At 60.7% G+C, this 13163-nt stretch carries 14 protein-coding genes; 2 read left to right on the forward strand and 12 right to left on the reverse strand.

Annotated features, from left to right (window positions below; all coding sequences use genetic code 11):
- Nucleotides 1-48 precede the first annotated feature (48 nt).
- On the forward strand, nucleotides 49-1167 hold the full coding sequence (locus tag ALO80_RS23910) for an HWE histidine kinase domain-containing protein (protein ID WP_055010773.1): 1119 nt from the start codon (nucleotides 49-51) through the stop codon (nucleotides 1165-1167).
- Between the two features lie 14 nt (nucleotides 1168-1181).
- Here ALO80_RS23910 and ALO80_RS23915 read toward each other — a convergent pair whose 3' ends face one another.
- The 12 genes from ALO80_RS23915 to ALO80_RS23970 all read right to left on the reverse strand — a co-directional run bounded on the left by ALO80_RS23915 (nucleotide 1182) and on the right by ALO80_RS23970 (nucleotide 12345).
- Nucleotides 1182-1868, reverse strand: a complete 687-nt coding sequence (locus ALO80_RS23915; protein ID WP_054985872.1) for a GntR family transcriptional regulator — start codon at nucleotides 1866-1868, stop codon at nucleotides 1182-1184.
- Nucleotides 1865-2260, reverse strand: coding sequence for an oxalurate catabolism protein HpxZ (hpxZ, locus tag ALO80_RS23920; RefSeq protein WP_054985871.1), 396 nt, complete (start codon nucleotides 2258-2260; stop codon nucleotides 1865-1867). Before hpxZ ends, ALO80_RS23915 begins: the two co-directional genes overlap by 4 nt.
- A complete protein-coding gene (locus tag ALO80_RS23925) occupies nucleotides 2260-2937 on the reverse strand; it encodes a cysteine hydrolase family protein (protein ID WP_055010774.1) in 678 nt (225 codons plus the stop codon). Before ALO80_RS23925 ends, hpxZ begins: the two co-directional genes overlap by 1 nt.
- Entirely contained in the window at nucleotides 2934-4469 is a 1536-nt protein-coding gene (locus tag ALO80_RS23930; RefSeq protein WP_055010775.1) for an ABC transporter ATP-binding protein, read from the reverse strand. Before ALO80_RS23930 ends, ALO80_RS23925 begins: the two co-directional genes overlap by 4 nt.
- A 2-nt stretch (nucleotides 4470-4471) precedes the next feature.
- A complete protein-coding gene (gene biuH / locus ALO80_RS23935) occupies nucleotides 4472-5158 on the reverse strand; it encodes a biuret amidohydrolase (RefSeq protein WP_054985868.1) in 687 nt (228 codons plus the stop codon).
- Between the two features lie 4 nt (nucleotides 5159-5162).
- On the reverse strand, nucleotides 5163-6179 hold the full coding sequence (locus ALO80_RS23940; protein WP_055010776.1) for a formamidase: 1017 nt from the start codon (nucleotides 6177-6179) through the stop codon (nucleotides 5163-5165).
- 26 nt (nucleotides 6180-6205) lie between these two features.
- Complete coding sequence (locus ALO80_RS23945; protein ID WP_055010777.1) at nucleotides 6206-7126, reverse strand: ABC transporter permease; 921 nt, start codon at nucleotides 7124-7126, stop codon at nucleotides 6206-6208.
- Complete coding sequence (locus ALO80_RS23950; protein ID WP_055010778.1) at nucleotides 7119-8228, reverse strand: ABC transporter permease; 1110 nt, start codon at nucleotides 8226-8228, stop codon at nucleotides 7119-7121. The genes ALO80_RS23945 and ALO80_RS23950 overlap by 8 nt, the downstream gene beginning before the upstream one ends.
- Nucleotides 8229-8237: 9 nt before the next feature.
- Entirely contained in the window at nucleotides 8238-9347 is a 1110-nt protein-coding gene (locus ALO80_RS23955) for a BMP family ABC transporter substrate-binding protein (RefSeq protein WP_055010779.1), read from the reverse strand.
- Nucleotides 9348-9362: 15 nt separating this feature from the next.
- Entirely contained in the window at nucleotides 9363-11168 is a 1806-nt protein-coding gene (atzF, locus tag ALO80_RS23960; RefSeq protein ID WP_055010780.1) for an allophanate hydrolase, read from the reverse strand.
- A gap of 223 nt (nucleotides 11169-11391) precedes the next feature.
- Nucleotides 11392-11772 (reverse strand): glyoxalase superfamily protein, encoded by a 381-nt coding sequence (locus tag ALO80_RS23965; RefSeq protein WP_055010781.1) that lies wholly within the window; start codon nucleotides 11770-11772, stop codon nucleotides 11392-11394.
- A 93-nt stretch (nucleotides 11773-11865) separates the two neighbouring features.
- On the reverse strand, nucleotides 11866-12345 hold the full coding sequence (locus ALO80_RS23970; RefSeq protein ID WP_054985861.1) for an Lrp/AsnC family transcriptional regulator: 480 nt from the start codon (nucleotides 12343-12345) through the stop codon (nucleotides 11866-11868).
- Between the two features lie 171 nt (nucleotides 12346-12516).
- Between ALO80_RS23970 and ALO80_RS23975 the strand changes: the two genes are divergently transcribed.
- Nucleotides 12517-13137 carry a LysE family translocator gene (locus ALO80_RS23975; RefSeq protein WP_055010782.1) on the forward strand — a complete coding sequence of 207 codons (621 nt, stop codon included), beginning with the start codon at nucleotides 12517-12519 and terminating at the stop codon, nucleotides 13135-13137.
- Nucleotides 13138-13163: the final 26 nt, after the last annotated feature.

A 13163-nucleotide genomic window follows, 5' to 3' on the forward strand; every position in this document is an offset into this window, starting at 1 on the left:
GCGCCGGTGTACCATGTCAGTTCTTTTTCGCCCCGGGATGTGGCTGCCATGCGTGAGTTTCTTGAGGTTTTTCGTAATCGCGCACTGGATGTCATGTCATCGGCTTTGCCTGCCGAGTCGCTTCTTGAAGATTTTGCCCTTGCACTGCAGGCCAGATTGCCTGGCGTGATCGTCGGCATCAATGTGCTGGACAAGGCCGGCAGAACATTTCGCCAGTCTCTTTTTCCGAATCTTCCCTCCGGGTTTTCTCAAGCCCTGACGGGCAACATCATTACCGGCAAGCATGGTTCCTGCGGGCTGGGCATCCTCAACGGGAAAACCATCGAGGTGCCCGAAGTGGCCACCGACCCGCGCTTTTCACCAGAGTGGAAAGCGCTGTTCGCCAGGCATGACCTGAAATCGATGATTTCGATACCGGCACTGAGTGCTGATGGAAGTGCACAGGGGAGTGTCGCCGTCATTCATCCTTACGGGATGTCGTTTACCGCTGAACAGCGCGACTTTCTCCAGTCGGCCTCGTCGCTATGCGCCACTATCTGTGCGTACAGCAGGTCGCAGGAGTCCAGCAAACTGATGCTGGGCGAGCTTGAACACCGAATTCGCAACCTGTTTCTGACCATTGGCGGGGTGGCCAATCTGACCATGAAGCGCTATCCGGAGCCGGTACAGTTCAGGGCGGTCTTCGGTGAACGGCTGGTGATGATGCACCGGGCGCATTCGCTGGCATTGAGCACCAGCGAAATCGACATGGTCATGCTGATTCAGGAAATGCTCGCGCCTTATCGAACAGACTGCAGCATCCATTTCTCGGGCCCCGATATTCTATTGACTCAGGAGGCGGCCTCGGCGCTGGCGCTGGTCGTACACGAGCTGGGCACCAATGCTGCCAAGTACGGCGCACTGTCTCAACCCGGTGGAGAGCTGAACATCGAGTGGTTGATCGTGGCGCAGGGTGTCGATGATCTCGATGCCACGTTCAAACTGATGTGGACCGAGCGCAACGGTCCGCTGGTTGAGCAGCCGGATCGAAAAGGCTACGGCACGGCAATGATCAAGGGCAGCCTGAGCAATGCGTTTGATGGTGTGGCGACGTTCTTCTATGAACCCTGTGGCGTGAAGTGCGAGATATCTGCACCGTTCACCGGGAAACTGGGCAAAAGCAACTGATCGGAATGAGTACGTTATGCCTCATGCCGCCGCCGCGCATCGCTGAGCATGGATATCGTCAGTTTGCGTACTTCGAGCTTGCTGATTTCCACATGAGAGCGCAGCAATAACAGTGCTTCGTCCCGTTTGCGTGCCTGCAACGCATTGAGGATCGCAGCGTGCTCGAGGTAGGTGTGTTCGATACGGGCACTTTTGAAGAAGTCCAGTCTGCGGACGATGCGGATACGCTCGGTCACTTCCTGATGAACACGGGCCATTTCCAGATTGCCCGAGGCGGCCACCAATTGAGTGTGAAACTGTTCGTCCAGGTCTGCGACGACTTGCATGTCGATCTGCCAGCAATCGCGATCAATCAGCCAGTGCTGGCGCAGAACATTGAGCTCCGGATGCACCTCGTGGGACGCACAGATGCGCTCGACCGCAGCGCATTCAAGCACGATGCGCAGGTCGTACAGCTGGTCGATCTGGTCGAAATCCAGCGGTTTGACTGACCACCCCCGGCGAAACTCGACGTCCAGATAACCCTCGCGCTGAAGCCGGTACAACGCGTCACGCACCGGCGTCCGCGAGACCTGATAACGATCTGCCAACTGCGTTTCGGTAAACCGGTCGTAGGGCAGCAGGTAGAAATCGAAGATCTCCTGCTTGAGGCGGCGATAGACGTCTTCTGCCAGCGCATTGGTGGTGTTCGGGGAATTCAAGGGCGTGGCTCCAGGCTGCTCAGGTCAATGCTGACATGTGCTGCAACGACTTTCCAGCCGCCATCCAGTCGCGCCCAGGTCTGCATTTGCCGTCCCAGCCGCCGGGTAGCATCCTCGTGAAACTCGGTACTGACGGTGGCGAAGTCTTCGCCGAAGGTGCTCACCACGGTGCGCAATAGTTTTCGACCAGGCCCGACCGGTTGGCACTCACGTCGATAGCGCGCAATGGTTTCGGCACCGTGCAGGTTTTCCGCTACGCCATAGCGAACGGTCTGCTCGGAATTCCAGAAGTACGCGTCCAGCGTAGTCAGTTCGTTGGCGAGCAGGGCGCGCTCGTAATCGATGAAGGCGTTGGTGACTTCGGCGACGACGTGGGGAAGATTGATGTCCATTACGGTGTACTCCTCGTTTGTAAAGCCCGCTGCAGATCAGCCAGAGACGCTGCCCGTCCGACAATCGCGTTTTGTGCGGTGATCATCTCCAGCGTGGCCTGCTTGAAGGCCGGGAAATAGCTTTCGGTGGCATCCTCGATCAGCAGACAGCGATAGCCCCGGTCATTGGCCTCACGCATGCTGGTCTGCACGCAGACTTCGGTGGTTACACCCGCGAAGATCAAATGGGTGATGCCCGCTTCGCTCAATCGCTGATGCAGATCGGTGGCGAAGAACATGCCCTTGCCGGGTTTGTCGATGACCCACTCGCAGGCAAGCGGGGTCAGGCTGTCGATAATCTGATTGCCGGGTTCGCCGCGGATCAGGATACGTCCCATCGGGCCGGGGTCGCCGATGCGCAGGCCGGGTGAACCGTGGTCGAGTTTGGCTGGCGGGCAGTCGGCAAGGTCCGGGCTGTGTGATTCGCGGGTATGGATCACTGCTATGCCCTGATCACGGGCCAGTGCCAGCAGTCTTTGCACCGACGGCACAATGGCTTGCAACAGTGCGACATCGTTGCCCAGCGCGGCACCGAAGCCGCCGGGCTCAAGGAAGTCGCGCTGCATGTCGATGATCACCACAGCGGCACAGGACCTGTCGAACGTGAAACTGTCCGGACGCGCATTGACGCTGATCATGCCGATTCTCCGGTCAGATGCTCGGCACCGGCCATGTATCGACCCAGCTCGGTTCGATCAGCGGTCGCCGCGCGGGTTTCGAAGACCAGTTCGCCGTCATGAATCACGACAATGCGGTCTGCCAGGCTCAACAGCTCGTCGAGGTCTTCGCTGAGCAACAGCACTGCCGTGCCGCTGTTGCGCGCGTCGATCAGGCGCTGGTGGATGAGGGCGACACTGGCGAAGTCCAGGCCGAACACCGGGTTGGCGACGATCAGTACAGCGACATCACGGGTCAGTTCGCGGGCCAGGACGGCGCGCTGCACATTGCCCCCGGACAAGGTGCCGATCGGTCGGTCCGGGTCGTTGGGCGACACCTGAAACTGTTCGATCAGTGCGCGTGCCTGTGCGCCTATGGCACGGCGATCGAGACGCCAGCCCTGACGGCACAAAGGCGGCCGGTCGAAGTTGCGCAGGGCCAGGTTGTCGGCGACGCTGAAGCTGCCGATGCAGGCGTTGCGCAAGGGTTCTTCGGGCAGGCTGAAGACACGCAGGCGCTGCATCTCTTCACGCCGTGCATGGTAGGGCTGGCCGTTGACCGATAGCCGTCCGGCGCTGAAAGAACGCTGGCCGAGCAGCGCTTCGGTGAGTTCGCGCTGACCGTTGCCGGAGATGCCTGCCACTCCGACGATTTCTCCCGGATGGACCGCCAGAGAAAGGTTTTTCACTGCCAGCGTGCCTTTGTCACCGGGCACATTCAGCGCCTCCATGTGTAACTGAGGTGGGCGGGGTGCCATCTCCGGGCGTTCGCTGCTCACGCTACGCACGCGCGCTTCGCCCATCATCCAGGCCGCCATTTGCTGCGTAGAGATGTCAGCCACTGCTGCCGTCCCTACCCAACGCCCCTTGCGCAGCACGGTAACGTCATCGGCATAGGTGCTGACTTCGCGAAACTTGTGGGTAATCATCAGCACCGTGATGTCGCCGCGATGCGCCATCGACTGCATCAGCCCCAGCACCTCATCGGCTTCCTGCGGGGTAAGCACCGAAGTGGGTTCGTCGAGAATGATCAGCCGACGTTCCAGATACAGCTGCTTGAGAATTTCCAGCTTCTGCTTTTCACCTGCCGCCAGGCTGCTGACGGGGCGATGGATATCCAGACGAAAAGGCATCGTCGCCATGAACGCTTCAAGGCGTTCGTGCTCGCGGGTCCAGTTGATACGCCACGGCAGATCGCCGCGCGACAGCACCAGGTTTTCAGCCACGCTCAGGCCCGGTGCGACGGTGAAATGCTGATACACCATGCCGATCTGCAACTGATGAGAGTCGCGCGGAGTGTTGATGGCATGCTCGCGATTGTTGACCAGAATACTGCCCGATTGCAGCGGGCTGTAGCCGATGATGCCTTTGACCAGCGTGCTCTTGCCGGCACCGTTCTCGCCGAGCAGGGCGTGAACGGTGCCGGCGCGGACCTTGAACGATACCTCGTCCAGTGCGCAAAACGTGCCGAAATGCTTGCTGACACCAATCGTCTCAAGGCTCGGGGCGCGCATGCTCATGCTCCCAACAGGTCGCGAAGCATGGAGGAGTGGCCGACTGCACCGAATACTCCGCCCTGCATCTTGACCATGCTCAGTGCCGCCGCATGGTTGGCAGGATCGGTCGCACCGCAGCAGTCCTCCAGCAGCAGGCATTCAAAGCCGCGGTCATTGGCTTCGCGCATCGTGGTGTGTACACAGACATCGGTGGTGATGCCGGTCAGGATCAGGTTGTCGATGCCGCGTGTGCGCAGGATCAGTTCCAGATCGGTAGCGCAGAAGGAGCCTTTGCCGGGTTTGTCGATAACAATTTCGCCGGGCACTGGTGCCAGTTCGTCGATGATCTCCCAGCCCGGTTCGCCGCGTACCAGGATCTTGCCGCACGGGCCGGGGTCGCCGATGCCGGCACCGATGCGTTGCGAGCGCCAGCGTTTGTTGGCAGGCAGGTCACTGAGGTCCGGACGGTGACCTTCGCGGGTATGGATGATGGTAAATCCGAGCGGGCGCATCGCGGCCAATAGTGCCTTGATCGGCTCGATGGGCGCGCGGGTCAGCGCCAGGTCGTACCCCATGCTGTCGACGTAACCACCGACGCCGCAGAAGTCGGTCTGCATGTCGATCACGATCAGCGCAGTGTTGTGCGCATGCAATTGCCCGTTCCAGGGCCAGGGGTAGGGGGCCGATGCAATATGACGTTCGCTCATGGCATTACTCCTTCCAGCTGCAGGGTGCAGGCTTGAACTCACGCTCAGGCGCGCTAAAGCCACAGGCGCTGCCGTCGGTATGCATGACATCGTCTTCCCAGGGCAGACGGTACTGGCCTGCGCTCAGATCGTGCATGTAGGTGTAAGGACAGTCGCGTGCGCCGCCCTTGACCGCCACATAGCCGCGATGCCCGAATTGATAGATGTTGTTTTCCACGCCCCAGTGCACGCGGGCTTCGCGGACCAGATCGGGGCGCAGTTCACAGCAGACGATTTCGTCGGCCCGGCCACCGCCTTCGGCCATGACCGTACCGTCGAAGTCGACAAACATGGCCTCGCCCATGGAGTCGAATGTGCCGTCGGAGCCGCACATGCAGACGCTCGCGGTCTGCATGAGGTTGGTGAAGGCGTTGCTCTGATTGGTGATTTTCCAGGCGTGGCGAATCGGCGCGGTGTACCCCGCAGTGCGGAGCATGATATCGGCCCCCTTGTAGGCGCACTCGCGGGCCATTTCCGGAAACATGCCATCGTGGCAAATGATCAGGGCCAGCTTGCTGCCGCGCGGGCCGTCGCACACCGGAATGCCCAGATCGCCAGGTTCCCACGGCTCGACCGGCACCCACGGGTGCAGCTTGCGGTAGTAGAGGCGAATCTCACCGAGGTCATCGACGATCAGGCCACTGTTGAATGGATTGCCGTGGGGGTTGGCCTCCATGATCGAGAAGCAGCCCCATATCCGGTGCTCCTGACACGCCTGACGCAGCGCCATGACTTCCGGCCCGTCGAGGCTGCACATGATCTCCGGGGCGGTGCTCATGGACAGACCGTGCAAGGAATATTCAGGAAACACGATCAGGTCCATGCCCGGATTGCTGCGCCGCGCCTTGGCGACCATGCTGACCACTTTCTGCGTTTGTGCCCACAACGCCTCGCGGGTATGCGGATCGGGCAGCGCCAGTTGCGCCAGGCCGATCACCACCCCATTGGGCGACTTGTTCAAACCGCCAAGACCACTGGCCATGTGCATGCCTCCTCGAAAAGATCAGTTCATCGCGTCAGGCTGAGTTCGCCAGGAGCACCGTTCAGGGTGCGTCCACGGCGGCAGGTGGCGTACATCACCACCAGCGTCAGCGCATAAGGTGTTGCTGCGAACAGGTAATAACCGGAGCTGATGCCCACCGCTTGCAAGGCCGGGCCGATGGCACCGGCAGCGCCGAACAGCAACGATGCCCACAGGCACGCCAGTGGACGCCAGCGGGCAAAGATCACCAGCGCCACGGCCATCAACCCTTGTCCGCTGGACAGGCCTTCATTCCAGCTGCCGGGATAGTAAAGGGACAGGTAGGCACCGCCGATCCCGGCCAGCCCGCCGCCAGTTGCCGTGGCCAGAATGCGTACCTTGAGCGGTCGATAGCCCAGCGCCTGGGCCGTTTCGCCATGATCACCGACCAGGCGCAACATCAACCCCCAGCGCGTTGCGCGCAGCCCCCAGTGCAGGATGAACGCCAGCGCTACGCCGACGAAGAACAGCACATTGATGTTCAGCGCCGAGCGCACGCGTTCTTCGTTGCTCCAGGCTCCCAGTGCCAGTGAGGGCAACATGGGGGCTTGCGGCTGAATGAAGGCTTTGCCAAGAAAAAACGCCAGCCCGGTGCCGAGCAGAATCAGCGCGATGCCGAATGCGATGTCGTTGACCCGTGGCAACGAGCATGCAAGGCCGTGCAGCAGCCCTAACAGAATGCCGACTCCGGCGGCTGCGCCGACGCCCAGCCATGCCGAACCGCTCAGGTACGCCACGGCGTACCCAGACATCGCGCCGGCAACCAGAATGCCTTCCAGCCCCAGGTTGATCCGTCCGCTTTTCTCGGTCAGGCATTCGCCCAGGCTGACGAACAGAAAAGGTGTACCGACGCGGATCGCGCCAGCCAGTAATGCCAGCAGAAAAGTGCTCAGGTCGATATCAGCCATGTTGCAGCGCTCCTTTCCCCGCAGGCGCGCTGACGGCCGCCAGCCTGATCTTCCAGGCAGCGATACGGCCACTCAGGGCTTCCCAGAGCAACAGGTTGGTGAACAGCAAGCCTTCAAGAATCAGCGTGGTGGCGTCCGGCAGGCCAAGCCGTCGTTGCAGCAGCCCGCCACTGGCTTCCAGCCCGCCAAGCAGTACCGCGCAAACGATGATTGCCAGCGGATGATGGCGTGCGGCGAAGGCGACAAGAATGCCGCTGGTGCCATAACCTGCAATCAGCGCGGCGTTGGCGCTGCCTTGCACGGCAGTGACTTCGAACATTCCGGCCAGACCCGCCGCAGCACCGCCCAGCAGACAACTGAGCAGAATCAGACGGTCTACCGGCAGGCCGATCATCAATGCCGTGCGAACATTGCCGCCCACCACGGCGAGGGCAAACCCCTTGATACTGTGGCGCACCAGCACATACGCCAGCAGGCAGGCTGCCACGCCTGCCACCAGACCCCAGTGCACTTCAAGGCTTTCGCTGATGGTGCCGATCAGATAGGGCTCGTCCAGCGGCGGGGTCGAGGGCTTGTTCAGGCTTGCCGGATCGCGCAATGGTCCTTCGACCAATTGCCGGAACAGCGCCAGCGCAATATACGAAAGCAGCAGGCTGCTGATGGTTTCGTTGACCCCGCGGCGCTGGCGCATCCAGCCACTCAGGCCGATCCACAACGCGCCCACGGTCATCGCCGCCAAGGCCATGCAGACAAGCATCGGCCCGGATGACAACTGGCCGAGCCACAAGGGCGTCACTGCCGCTGCCAGGCCGCCCAGCACCAGCGCGCCTTCGCCGCCGATGATGATCAGCCCGGCCCTTGCCGGCAGGGCGACGCAGAGTGCGGTCAACATCAACGGGGCTGCGCGCTGCAAGGTGTTTTCCAGCGCGAACCATGAGCCAAACGCGCCTTCGCCGACCAGTTGCAGGGCTTGCCACGCAGGCTTGCCCTGAACCGCCAGAAACAGACCGAACAGCACGCACGAAGAAAACACCGCCAGCACCGTCGGCAGTCCCGGCAACAACGCGCTGGCAAGGCGGCGCAGACTTCTCGATGAACTCATGAACGTCCCTCAGAGCTGGCCAAGCACGCCTTCGACCAGGTAATTCATGCTCTCCAGAGCAATGTCGGTCTGGCCTTGTGCGACGCCATCGGCAATCACCACGGCCCCTTTGTTGTCCTTGAGCGGGCCTTTGAAAATCACGAACTGGCCCGCCATCATCTGCGCCTTGATGGCATCTGCTTTCTGCCTGGCGTCGGCTGTTACCGCAGGCCCGTAGGCAGACGTTTTGACGAAGCCTTCCTTCAGCCCGCCGCGCAAGAAGTTGATCATCGGCGCGCCGCTCTGGGCTGCCGCGACGTGAGCACGATAAGGCGTCTCCCAGTTCCACTCGGCGCCGGTCAGGTAGCCCTTGGGAGCCAGCGCAGCCTGGCTGGCGTGATAGCCACAGGTCATGACGCCGCGTTTTTCAGCCGTTTCGACGATCACCTTGGGGCCGTCGACATGGCAGGTCAGCACGTCACAGCCCTGGTCGATCAAGCCGTTGGCCGCTTCCGCTTCCTTGACCGGCAACGACCAGTCGCCGGTGAAGATCACCGTGGTGACAATGCTCGGGTCGACCGAACGGGCCCCCAGGGCGAACGCGTTCAGGTTGCGCAGCACTTGAGGCACAGGTTTGGCGGCGACGAAACCAAGTTTTTTGCTCTTGCTCATGTGTCCGGCAATCACGCCGTTGAGGTATTGCGCTTCGTCGATGTAACCGAAAAAGCTCCCCGCATTCATCGGGTCGCGACCTTTCTGCCACAGACCACCGCAGTGCGCGAAACGTACGTCCGGGTACTTTTTCGCGACCTTGACCACGTGCGGCTCGAAGTAGCCGAACGAGGTCGGGAAAATCAGCGTTGCACCGTCCTGACGGATCATGGCTTCCATGGTCTTTTGCACGGCCACCGTTTCCGGAACATTTTCCTCTTCAATCACTTTGACGTTGGGCAGCGACTTGATGATGGCGGCCGCCTGGGCGTGTGCCTGGTTGTAACCAAAGTCGTCGCGAGCACCGACGTAAATGAAACCCACCACCAGCGGGGCATCGGCTGAGTAGGCGCGACCAAAAGGCAGCGCCGCACTCAGGCCGATAATGCCTGCCAACTTGATGAAACTGCGACGATCAACGTTCGACATGCCTACTACCCCTGATCAATGAGCGATGGAAGATGTGTGCGCGGCGCGGTAGGCGCGCCAGCCTTTGTAGTCGGTGATGTCCAGCGCGCCCTCAAGGCCGCCAGGCTCACAGATGAAACCCTTGACCCACTGGCCATCGGCCAATTGCAGCGAGCCGATGCCCAGTGGTGCGGGAATGGCCGCGACGAAAGCGCCGAACTGGCTCAGTGGCATTTCCCAGACTTCTATCTCGATGCTCGCGCCCTGTTCAGCTACGCGCACCAGTCCCGGCTTCGGCGGCGACGTTTCTGCCAGCGCATACAGGCGGTAATCCGCGCTGGTGGTTGTGGTGCGCAGTAAACGTGCGCCGCCTTCGAGCAATTGCCAGTTGAGTGGCTGGCCAACGAGGTGTGCACCGACCACCGCAACCTGCACAGTGGGGCTGTTATAGGGCAGGGGAGCCATCGCCACGGCGTCACGCTGGTCAGCCTGGCCGAACAGCGGCTGCCAGGCAGCGGCGATCTCTGCCAGGCGCTGATCGGCACCGGCCGGGCCAATCAGCGTGATGCCCGCAGGCAACCCGTCGGCACGGCGCTCTGCCGGGATGGCGATGGCGCACATGTTCATCAGGTTGACGAAGTTGGTGTAATAGCCGAGCTGTGAGTTGAGTGCGACCGGATCGCCTAGCACCGCGTCGATGGTCGGCATGCACGGCGCGGTCGGCACCACCAGCACGTCGATGTCGGTCAGCAACTGCTGCGCAGCGCGGGTCAGTTCTGCCAGGCGATAGCGAGCGTTGAACGTGTCTACTGCATCGAACGAAGCAGCACTTTGCAGAATACCGCGTACCACCGGGTGAATATCGGCTGCATTGGTCGTGAAGAACTTGCCTGCCGCTGCACGCCGTTCGGCCACCCACGGGCCTTGATACAGCAGGGCAGCCGCCTCGGCGAAGACGTCGAACTCGACCTGGCTGACAGTCACCAGCGGGTCGTTTTGCAGGGCTTCCAGGGTTTTGAGATAAGCCGCCTTTGCCTGCTCATCACCGAAGAACTCACAGTGTCGCGCGACGGCGACACGCCGGACCCTGCGCTGCACCGGCAGTGCCGACACGGCCACACTGGCCGGATCGAGAGGGTCGTAAGCCGCGATAACCTGCGCCACTTGCCAGGCTTGCAGCACATCCCCGGCAAATATGGACGGGCAATCCAGCGTCCGGCAGGCGGGCACCAGTCCCCGGCTGCTGAACAAGCCAAGGCTGGGTTTGAGCCCGACGATGCCGTTGAAACCGGCAGGTACCCGGCCTGACCCTGCGGTGTCCGTGCCCAGCGCAAAGCTCACATAGCCGCGCGCGACGGCCACTGCCGAGCCTGAGCTCGATCCGCCGCTGACGTAGGCAGGGTCGTGGGCATTGCGCACCGCGCCGTAGGGCGAACGGACGCCCACCAGGCCCGTGGCAAACTGATCGAGGTTGGTCTTGCCCATCAGGATCGCGCCGCTGTCGAGCAGCCGCTGGACGACGTGAGCCGTCTCCTTGGGCACGTAGGCGAAAGCCGGACACGCAGCTGTCGTGGGGATTTGCGCCACGTCGAAATTGTCCTTGACCGCAAACGGCACACCGAACAGCGGCAGTCGCTCATACACCGAATCGCCGAGTTCGCTGGCAATGCTCTCCAGCGTTTTGGCCCGGTCCAGCAGCATGGGAAGAGGCACGCGATGAATCCAGACCTCTGCCCGGTCATCCGCGTCAATATGCGCTGCCAAGGTTTGCACAAGTGTCGTCAGGGTAGTCTGGCCTGAACGTAACGCCGACTGAAGTTGAGAAATGTCGAGTGCGGTCATGGTGGTGTTCATTCATGTATACAAGATGAACTGACGCGTTTGCACGTTACGGGCCAAGGTCAGCCTGAGGGCGATTTACGGCGGGATTACTGGCTATTGGCAGGGCATTGCGTGGCAGTGGTGCGTCATGTTTGCGCTTGAACGTGCCTGCGTGCACAAAGATAGGTCATGTCAGCCGCAGGGCGAATATCTCGACCTGCGACCGATATTAAATGCAGGTTTCTCAGCTCTCACAGAACCTGAGCCGGTTGCCGAACGGGTCGCAGACTTCCAGTACCTGTCCCCAGCCCTGCTGAACGATGTCCGGTCTTGCATAACCGTACTGTTTGCCGATCAGTTCATCGCGCAGCTGTTCGATGTTTTGCGTGGGGATAAACACCGCCGCCCCTGGACAGGCGTCACCGTGATGTTCGGAAAGGTGCAAGTGCAGTCCGTTGCGGCTGATCCCCAGGTACAACGGCAGATCAGCCTCGAAGCGGTGCTCGAACTCGATGCTGAAACCGAGAAAGTCGATGTAGAACTCACGCGCTTTGCGTTCATCGAACATCCGCAGGATCGGGATGGCACTGGTGAAGGTCACGGTGGCTGGCTCCTTTGCAGGCATTGCTATTCCTTTATCGAGATGGTTGGCGGGCAGTCATCGACGCCCATGCACACATTTATACATGGCGGTCATCTGCGGCGACAGCAGGCCTGGCTATGCAGGCTGCTTTACCGGGAACGAGACGAACGGTTTTATTTCCTTGAGGACGAACATGCTCTGCATTTCCTTGATGCCGGGTAATCGTCTGACCACGGTCATGGCGAAGTCAGCAAAGGAATCCAGATCGGGCGCGACGACCTGAAGCAGGAAGTCCGCATCGCCACCGATGCTGTAGCACGCCACTACATCTTCCAGCTGCATGACTTCCTTCTCGAATTTTCTGGCCTCGGCCTCACTATGACTGTCGATGCTGATACGAATGAACACCATGACGCCAAGCCCGATCTTGCGACGGTCCAGTACGGCTCGGTAACCCTGTATATAGCGATGTTCTTCGAGCTGCCTGACCCGTCGCCAGCAGGGCGAGGCAGACATGCCGATCTGATCGGCCAGGGTCTGATTGGTGATCCGGCCGTCCTGCTGCAGAGCCGTGAGGATCCTTACATCAATCGGGCTTAACGTCGGCTTGGTCATAAATACCGTTGCTCCGCATGGAGCAGGAAATTTATACCGGTTTTAGCCATTCAGCCAGTAAGAACAGATCATTTTTTCCGCGTTGAAACGCGTAGTATTTTTCGGCACAGGGCTTGTCTGATGGATCTCAAGCGAGCTCTGCAATCAACGCCACGTCTCAAGGAGTGCGACATGCTTGATCTGACCCAGATTCTTACATATTCGGCAGCGCTGGGCATCGCCGCCGCCATCCCTGGCCCCGGTATGGCCGCGCTGGTGGCGCGAAGCGTCAGTGGCGGTGCAGTGTCAGGGTTCTGCCTGCTGTCCGGGCTGATTCTGGGTGACTTGACCTATCTTTCATTTGCAGTATTTGGTCTTGCCATGATCGCCGAGCACTTCAATGCGTTGTTTCAGGTCGTGCGTTGGGGGGCCGCGATTTATCTGTGCTACCTGGCCTGGCAGTTCTGGTTCGCAGATCATCAAGCCATAGAAATCGGAAAACCGGCAAAAAAGAAAGAGTTGCTGTCTGCGGCCGCATCCGGACTGACCATAACCCTGGGCAACCCCAAGACCATCGCTTTTTATCTGGCGCTTTTACCGTTGGTCATCAATCTTGAAACGGTCTCTCTGCAGACGTGGGGGCTGGTTCTGGTGCCGCTGACTGTATTGGTGCTGCTGGGAGTTGGGGCAGTGTTCATATTTGCCGCCTTGCGCATTCGACATTTGCTGTCGAGTGAGCGCGCGCAGAGGAAACTGTTTCGCGGTGCGGCGGCAATCATGGTAGCGGCGGCAGCTTCGATGCTGGTGCGCTGATCTGCCTGGAGGGAAGATGAGGCCGT

The sequence above is a fragment of the Pseudomonas caricapapayae genome, assembly GCF_001400735.1.
Taxonomy (GTDB): Bacteria; Pseudomonadota; Gammaproteobacteria; order Pseudomonadales; family Pseudomonadaceae; genus Aquipseudomonas; species Aquipseudomonas caricapapayae.